We start from the raw sequence: 7,629 nt of genomic DNA, 5'->3' as shown, positions 1-7,629 counted from the left end.
CGCAGCCATCTGGCACAACCGCGCCACCGCCCAGCCCATCACCCGATCCCTGATCGCCTACGACCACTGACCCGACTTAGGACTTACTCGTCTAGCTGTGCCCGACAGCCAGACCCCGGCCCGAAAAAACCGCGATCGACCGCCTGATCGCCCGCCGCAACGTCGATCTACGCGAAAAGACCCTCTACCGGATGCTGTTTGAGATGGCTGCCCGGACCGAGGAGATCATGGGCCTGACATCGAGGACCTGGACCTGACCGGCCGCCGCGCGCAGGTGAAGGCCAAGGGCGCCCGGGCCAAGACCCGCCGCCGCGGCCAGGCCCGCGAGGACTTCGTGCTGGAGACCATCTACTGGGACGCCGGCACCGCCCGCCTGCTGCCGCGACTGCTCAAAGGCCGCACCCGCGGCCCGGTCTTCGTCACCCACCGCCGGCCCGGCCCCAGCAAGGTCGTCCGCCCCCGGGACGTGTGCCCTGACACTGGCCTGGCACGCCTGCCCTATGGGCAGGCCCGCGCACTTCTTGACCAGCACACCGCACTGAACGGGCCAGGCACCGGCTGGGACCTGCACGAATTCCGCCACTCGGGGGCTGACCCACCTGGGAGAAGCGGGCGAGCGCCTGCTCATGCTGATGGCCAAGTCCCGGCACAAGAAGCCGGAGAACCTCCGGCGCTACTTCAAGCCCACCCCCGAAGCGATCGCTCAGGTCACCAGCCTGCTCGCTCCCCGCACCAGCAGCTGACCCACCCGCCAGAGGGGACACAAACCTGCATCCGCGCTGGCCAGCGATACCCGCCAAAATGTCCCGGGACTGCAGCGACCCCACGGAGTGAGCCGGGCCGCCATCCGACCCCCAGCGCAGGATGACCCTGCCGAAGCGTCCAGCTAAGTTACTCTCGGGTACCGCCAACGGCTGTCCGCAGGTTCCTCAACCCCGGCTTCGCAACCGGGTACGCAGGAGGGCGCGGCACCCTCGACGACGTGTCGAACAAGATGTGGCGGGGGCCATCATTGGCCTATTCGCCGGCGCCGTGCTGGCGGTGTCGGCTACCTGATCACTCCGAGCGGCGACGCGACCGAGGCGCTACGGCTGGCACTCAAGGCCAAACACCTCCCGATGCCGCCGCCGGGGGTGCAGCCTCCGCCCGCGCTGGAGCGTGCCGCCGATGCTCAGCTCGGTCACGGACAACCAGTATCGCGACTTATGGCATAAGTTGAACAGGAGAGCGACCTCCGATAAGGGATCGTCGGTGACGAAGCCATAAGGAGTTTGGCCATGTCAGCGACTGCCGAACATCGCCGGCACACCGATCACACGCACACCCATGGGCCCGCCTGTGGACATGTAGCGGTGCCGCATGACGATCACGTTGACTACGTCCATGACGGTTGCCTGCATCGCCTCCACGACGATCATGTGGACGAGTGCGAGCCGCAGACCCACACCGCGCACGACGGTCACGATCACCAGCACGGGTCGGAGTGCGGGCACGTGGCCGTGCCCCACGGTGATCATGTCGACTATGTGCACGACGGGCACCGCCACGCCTCCCATGAGGGGCACTGGGACGACCACTGAGCTGCGTCCGGCTGCCAGGCCGTTGAGCACCTTCACCCGCGAGCTCGTGCCCGCCGTGCTGTGCGGGGGCCGGCGCCTTCGACCACGTCATCGCTGCCGACATCGCCCGGCAGATGCTGGGGCGCGCCGCCGCTCACCTGGGCCCACGCCTGCAAGCCGACACCGCCCGCCTGCCCCTGGCCGACTCGGCGCTGTGGGGGAGTCGGCAGTCATCGCGAACCTCAATGATCGTTGGGGAGCGCAACGAGCGCTCACCGTTGCTTTGCCTGGAAACGAGTCAGTGAAGGTCCGGAGGGCGATGAGCGTCACGATTGACGTGCCTCATGGCACTCCGGCGATACCTGTGCAGCATCTGCCTCTTGGGGGCACGATGGAGGGGCGCATTGAGCGTGCCCACACCGTGCCCACACGCTGACCGAAAAGTGATCGCCAGGTGGAAGCGCCGTACCTCCCTCTTCCGGACCTGCTGAAACACCTACGGGTCCGCCGGAAAGACGCAGCAGGTGGCGGAAGGGTTGTGTGCTATCACCGGCGGGTGCGGCTCTCCCTCAGTGAGTGCCTGAGCTGGGCTTTTGGACACATGACTGTTTGATCCGGGAACCGCCTTCTACTGTGAGTGCAGGCCCGTGAGACGGTCGCCGTGGTCAGGCGCTGATCAGCACGCGGCAGAGGCGGGTGACCTCGTCCAGCAGGCGTTGGCGATCTTCCGGCACGTGCAGGATGTGGTCGGCGCTTCCGTGCATGGCGTGGTAGAGCACGATGGCAGTTGCCCCCGGGTCGGGGACGGTCGTCTCCTCCTCCAGGAGTTGTCGCAACGCGTCGACGGCCACGTTGGGGCCCGGCTCCTGCGACGTTTGAGGCTCGTGCCGGAATAGGACGTCGTGCAGCCGGGTGTCGGACAGGTATTCGGTGATGCCGGCCAGGAGCCAGGCTTCCACCCGGGCAAGACCGGTCTTGGCGTCGGTGGCGTGGCGCTGGTGGGCGACGAACCGTTCGACGTACCGGTCACGGAGCGCCGCGATCAGGTCGTCCTTGCTGGCGAAGTGCAGGTAGAAGGTGCCTTTGGCGACTCCGGCGCCGACCACCACGTCATCGATCTTGAGGGTGTCGACGCCGGCGGCCAGGACGAGCCTCTCGGCGGCGTCGAGCAGGTCGCCGCGCCGCTGCTCGCTGGATTTCGTCCGGGCCACTGCGCCTCCTTCTGAGCCTTTGCCGATGACGACCTTAGTGGATGGATGACCACCCTCCTTGCCATCGATAATCATTTCCACTAGCTTTTGACTGACAGTCAGTCATGGCAATTGCGGAGCGAACATGAACGTGCTCAATGAGGTCTTATCCACGCTACGGGTGCCGCTGGCCGGCAGCGTCGTCCTGGGCAGCGGCGTCGTGATCACCCGGTTGATCCAGGCCTACGGAGTCGCGGTCATGGTCGCCGCGCCGCTGGCCGACCAGCCCTGGGAGGCGGGGCTGGGGGGCCTGGGCGTGGCGGCGGGCATGGCGGCGCTCCGCTCGCTGCTGCTGTGGGCGAGCGAGTCGAACGCCGAGTCCATCGGGCACCGAGTCACTATGACGGTGCGTCGCCGCCTGCTCGATCACGTGCTGACACTCGGCCCCGCGTACACGGCGACACGGCGGACCGGCGATGTCGCCGCGACGCTCGTGGAGAGCACCGCCGCGATCGAGACGCTGGTGGCCAGGGCCCGCCCCGCCCGGTTACTGGCCTGGATCGGGCCGCTCATGGCCGCGGCCGTCGTGGGAGTCACCGACCCGCTCGGCGGGTTCATGATCGCGGCGGCGCTGGTGGTCATGCAGGTCGCGGGGCCGATCTGGAACGCGATCGGACGCAAGGGCCACGACCGGGTGTTCACCGACCTGTACGCCATGGACGCCGGCTTCGTCGAAGCGGTCCAGGGAATGGCCACGGCCAAATCCTTCGACGCCGCGCCGAGACTGCGACAGGGACTGGCGGTTCAGGCGGAGACCGTGCGCGTCGCGAGCATGCGGATCCTCGGCGTCCTGTTCACCCAGGTTCTGGCCAGCCGCTGGGCCAGCCTCGGCGCGGGAGCGGTGGTGGTGGTGCGTGCCGGATACCTCGCCGCGGACGGGCACGTCTCCGCGCAGGCGGCACTGACGGTGCTGCTTGTCGTGCTGATCGCGTTCGTACCTGTCGAGGAGGCCGGCAAGTACCTGCACGCGACCTTCAGCGCTCAGGCGGCGGTGGCCAAGCTGGACGCCTTCCTCGCCGAAGAGCCGACGGTCCGTGACGACAACCGCCGGCCGGTTTCCCTGGGCGCCGCCCCTGTGGTGGTGCTGGAGGAGGTTTCCTTCCGCTACCCCGGCCGTGACGAGGACGCGGTCTCCGGCGTCGGCCTCACCCTCGAACCGGGGCGTACAGTCGCGCTCGTCGGGCCGTCCGGCTCTGGCAAGAGCACGGTCGTGTCGCTGCTGGCCAGGCTGGTGGACCCGGCCGCGGGCCGGGTCACCGTCGACGGGCGCGACCTGCGAGAGCTGCCGCTGGAGCAGTGGTGGCGCACCATCGCGGTGGTCAGCCAGGACACGCACCTGTTCCCCGGCACCCTCGGTGAGAACATCGCCCTGGCCCGCCCCGACGCCCCGCGGGAACAGATCGAGGCCGCCGCCGAGGCCGCCGGGCTGGCGGCCGACATCGCCGCCATGCCCGACGGCTACGACACCCAGGTGTCCGAGCGCGGCGGCCGCCTGTCCGGCGGTCAGCGGCAACGCGTGGCGATCGCGCGGGCCCTGCTGCAGGACGCGCCGGTCCTGATCCTCGACGAGGCCACCGCGGCCCTCGACGGGCAGACCGAGCGCGCGGTACACGCCACCGTCGAGCGGCTGCGCAGGAACCGGGCCGTGCTGATCGTGGCCCATCGCCTGGCCACCGTGCGCGACGCCGACGAGATCGTCGTCCTGGATGGTGGACGCGTCGTGGAACGGGGTTCGCACGAGCAGCTGCTGGGCCGTACCGGCACCTATCACCGTCTCGTCCAGGCAGGAGCCGCACTATGACAACGCCTGCCACGTCCGTCGACCGGCCGCTGTGGCGTCTGCTGCCTTACATGGCCTCACGCCCGCTCGTCTTCTCCCTGGTCATTGCCTCCGGCCTGGTCAACTACTGCATGGTGGTGCTGCTGCCCGCCTTGACCGCCTACCAGCTCGGCGGGCTGCTCACCGGCCGGACAGAGTCCTTGGCCTCCCAGATCACCATTGCGGTGCTGGTCGCGGGGGTGGCGGGATGGTGGCAGACGCACATCGGGCACGACTGGGCCTACCGGCTGCTCAAAGTGCTGCGGCTGCGGCTGTTCGACGGCCTGGAAAGGGCCACCCCAGGCAGGTTGCTCGGCCGCAGGACCGGGGAGCTGGCCGACATCGCCAAGAATGACGTGTCGGCCACGGAGATGTTCTTCGCCCACACCGCCGGCGACTACGTCGGCGCCGTCGCGGTCTCGCTGGCCTCGGTCGCGGTGGTCGCGTCGATCGACGTGCCCAGTGCGGCCGTGATCGCGGTCATGATGCTGCTGGTCGCCGTGGTGCCGGTGGCGCTGTCACGGCGCGCGGGCGAACAGGGGCGTGCTGTGCGGGACGCGGCCGGGGCCGTCGCCGGTGAGACCGTCGATGTCATCCAGGGGCTGCGTGAGCTGGCGCTCGCGCGCCGTGGCCGCGAGGCCGCCGACCGGGTCCTCGCCCGTGCCCAGGAGCTGCGCGTGCGTCGCCGCGCGTATGCCCGGCGCGCCGGCCTCGAACTGGTCGTCTCGGAGCTGCTGCTGGGACTCGGCCTGCTCGCGCTTACCTTCCGGGCGGTCGCGGGAGCGGTGGAGCCGCGCTGGATTCCTGTCTTGATCGTTCTGGGCGTGTCGGCGCTGGCGCCCATCGCGACCGTCTCCGCGACCGCCCGCACGCTCGGCGACGTCCGCGCCGCCGCGGGCCGCGTCCTGGCCATCATCGGCTACTCGCCCCACGTGTGGGAGCCGGAGGCGCCCGAGCCGGTACGCGACGCGCTCCCGGCCGTGGCCTTCGATCACGTCCGCTTCGGCTACCCGGGCAGCGCGCACGAGGTGCTCCGCGAAGCGTCGTTCCAGATACGTGCCGGCGAAATCGTGGCGCTCGTCGGAGCCTCGGGCGCGGGCAAGACGACCCTCGCCAACCTGCTGCTGCGCTTCTGGGACGTCTCCGCCGGAGCCGTCACCATCGGCGGTGTGGACGTGCGCAACCTGTCCACGAGCGAGTTGCGCACGACCGTCACCGTCGTCCCCCAGGACGTCTACCTCTTCCACGACACGATCGCGGGCAACATCAAGCTGGGCCGCCCCGACGCCACGGACGTCGAGGTCGAACGGGCCGCTCGCCTTGCCGGCGCACACGACTTCATCACCGCGTTGCCGCAGGGCTACCAGACGCTCTGCGGTGAGCGGGGAGCGTCCCTGTCGGGTGGGCAGCGCCAGCGGATCGCCATCGCCAGGGCGCTGCTGACCGGCGCGCCCGTTCTCGTCCTCGACGAGGCGGTCTCCAGCCTCGACACCGAGACAGAGCGCGCAGTGCACGATGGCCTCGCGGCCACCCGCGGAACCCGCACCACGCTCATCATCGCCCACCGGATCTCGACCATCCGGCGAGCCGACCGCGTCGTCCTGCTCGACGGTGGTGTCGTCGTGGCCACCGGTACCCACGACGAATTGGTCACGGGATCGAGGGCCTACCGCCGGCTGACGGCCGGCCAACTGGACGCGCCGTGACCGTCGAAGGCATCACCCAGCGGCACCGACTCACGGTGATCGGATCGCTGTTCCTGGTGTCCGACATCGGCTACTCGTTCTTCTTCGCCGCACTCGGTACGATCCTGCTCGGCAAGGGGACTTCCCTGCAGAACGTCGCACTGATCAACCTGCTCGGTGTGATCTACTTCGGGCGCTTCCTCATCGGGCCCGTGGTGGATCGGTACGGCGTGGCGAAGTGGGGCCACTACAGGGGCTGGCTGATCGGCACGCAACTCGCGCTGATCGCCTGCCTGCTCGCCCTGGCCACGCTGGACCCGGTGGCGGATCTGCCCGTCGTCCTGACCGCCACCACCGTGGTACTGGTGATCTCGGCGTTCCACGACACCGCCGTCAACGGCCTGTCGGTGCGCCTGGTGCCGGCAGAAGAGCGCGGCCTCGCCAACGGGATCCAGGTCGGCGCCGCCAGCCTGTCCATCCTCATCGGCTCGGGCGGCTCCCTGCTGCTGTATGCGTCCGCGGGCTGGGCCGTGACGCTGATCGTGCTGGCGGCGGTGTTCGGCGTCCCGCTGGCCGCGCTCGCCCATTTCACCGAACCGACGTCGCCACCGCGTGACCAGGGCGTTTCATGGCGGGCGCTGGCCGGGCCGTTCCGCTCGCGAAGGACGGCTGCGTGGATCCTGCTGGTCGTCCCATTCATGGCCCTTGGCCTGTACCTGGCCACCGCGGTGCAGTCGGCGATGCTCCTGGCCGCCGGATGGGAGACGGCGCGGATCGCCCTCGTCCAGTACACGATGGCCCCGCTCGCCGGAGTCGCCGCCGGCCTCGTGACCGGCGGGCTGATCACGCGATGGGGCCGGCGCCGTTCCCTGATCGCCATCGGTGGCTGCTCCGCCATCGCGCTGGCGGGCCTGCTGCCCCTCGCCACCGGAGCGGGGCATTCGCTGCTGGCCGGCGCAGCCGTCGTGGCGGTCGCGATCGCCTACTCGGCGATGGCCACGTGGATCTACACGATCGCGATGGACCTGGCCCGGCCCGCGACCGCCGCCACCGATGTCACCGTCCAGGTCTCCGTACTCGGCGTGCTGCGCATGTCGGCCAGCGCCGGCGGTCTGGCGCTCGCCGCCGTCGCCGGATACCCGCCGCTCATCGCCTCCTCCGTACTCCTCTCACTCGCCGGAACCACCGTCGCCGCCCTCTGGACCAGGCGGCACTCCCCCACCGACTATCCGAACGTCACCTCACAGATGGGATGACCTTGACCACCACGAACCGACGCCGGGGAACGGCCGAGCAGGTTCTGCGGGTGTGCCGGC

Annotated in this window: 5 protein-coding genes; 3 read left to right on the top strand and 2 right to left on the bottom strand. The window is 69.7% G+C overall.

Going from position 1 to position 7,629, the window contains the following annotated elements:
- Positions 1–1,280 precede the first annotated feature (1,280 nt).
- Both AB0H81_RS27170 and AB0H81_RS27165 read right to left on the bottom strand, forming a co-directional pair.
- Positions 1,281–1,616 carry a hypothetical protein gene (locus AB0H81_RS27170; protein WP_358380210.1) on the bottom strand — a complete coding sequence of 112 codons (336 nt, stop codon included), beginning with the start codon at positions 1,614–1,616 and terminating at the stop codon, positions 1,281–1,283.
- A 608-nt stretch (positions 1,617–2,224) separates the two neighbouring features.
- Positions 2,225–2,770, bottom strand: coding sequence for a TetR/AcrR family transcriptional regulator (locus AB0H81_RS27165; RefSeq protein WP_358380208.1), 546 nt, complete (start codon positions 2,768–2,770; stop codon positions 2,225–2,227).
- 124 nt (positions 2,771–2,894) lie between these two features.
- On the opposite strand from AB0H81_RS27165, the gene AB0H81_RS27160 reads away from it, so the two are divergent.
- From AB0H81_RS27160 to AB0H81_RS27150, 3 genes are read left to right on the top strand one after another with little or no spacing between them, the layout of a single operon-like run.
- A complete protein-coding gene (locus AB0H81_RS27160; protein ID WP_358380206.1) occupies positions 2,895–4,610 on the top strand; it encodes an ABC transporter ATP-binding protein in 1,716 nt (571 codons plus the stop codon).
- Complete coding sequence (locus AB0H81_RS27155) at positions 4,607–6,334, top strand: ABC transporter ATP-binding protein (protein WP_358380204.1); 1,728 nt, start codon at positions 4,607–4,609, stop codon at positions 6,332–6,334. The genes AB0H81_RS27160 and AB0H81_RS27155 overlap by 4 nt, the downstream gene beginning before the upstream one ends.
- Positions 6,331–7,569, top strand: a complete 1,239-nt coding sequence (locus AB0H81_RS27150) for an MFS transporter (protein ID WP_358380201.1) — start codon at positions 6,331–6,333, stop codon at positions 7,567–7,569. The genes AB0H81_RS27155 and AB0H81_RS27150 overlap by 4 nt, the downstream gene beginning before the upstream one ends.
- The last annotated feature ends 60 nt before the right edge of the window (positions 7,570–7,629 follow it).

The sequence above is a fragment of the Nonomuraea sp. NPDC050691 genome (assembly GCF_040654455.1).
GTDB lineage: Bacteria > Actinomycetota > Actinomycetes > Streptosporangiales > Streptosporangiaceae > Nonomuraea.
This window is presented reverse-complemented; position numbering and strand designations above follow the sequence as displayed.

Coding starts and splice junctions, on each gene's coding strand:
- AB0H81_RS27160 (WP_358380206.1), top strand. CDS start 2,895: ATGAACGTGCTCAATGAGGTCTTATCCACGCTACGGGTGCCGCTGGCC.
- AB0H81_RS27155 (WP_358380204.1), top strand. CDS start 4,607: ATGACAACGCCTGCCACGTCCGTCGACCGGCCGCTGTGGCGTCTGCTG.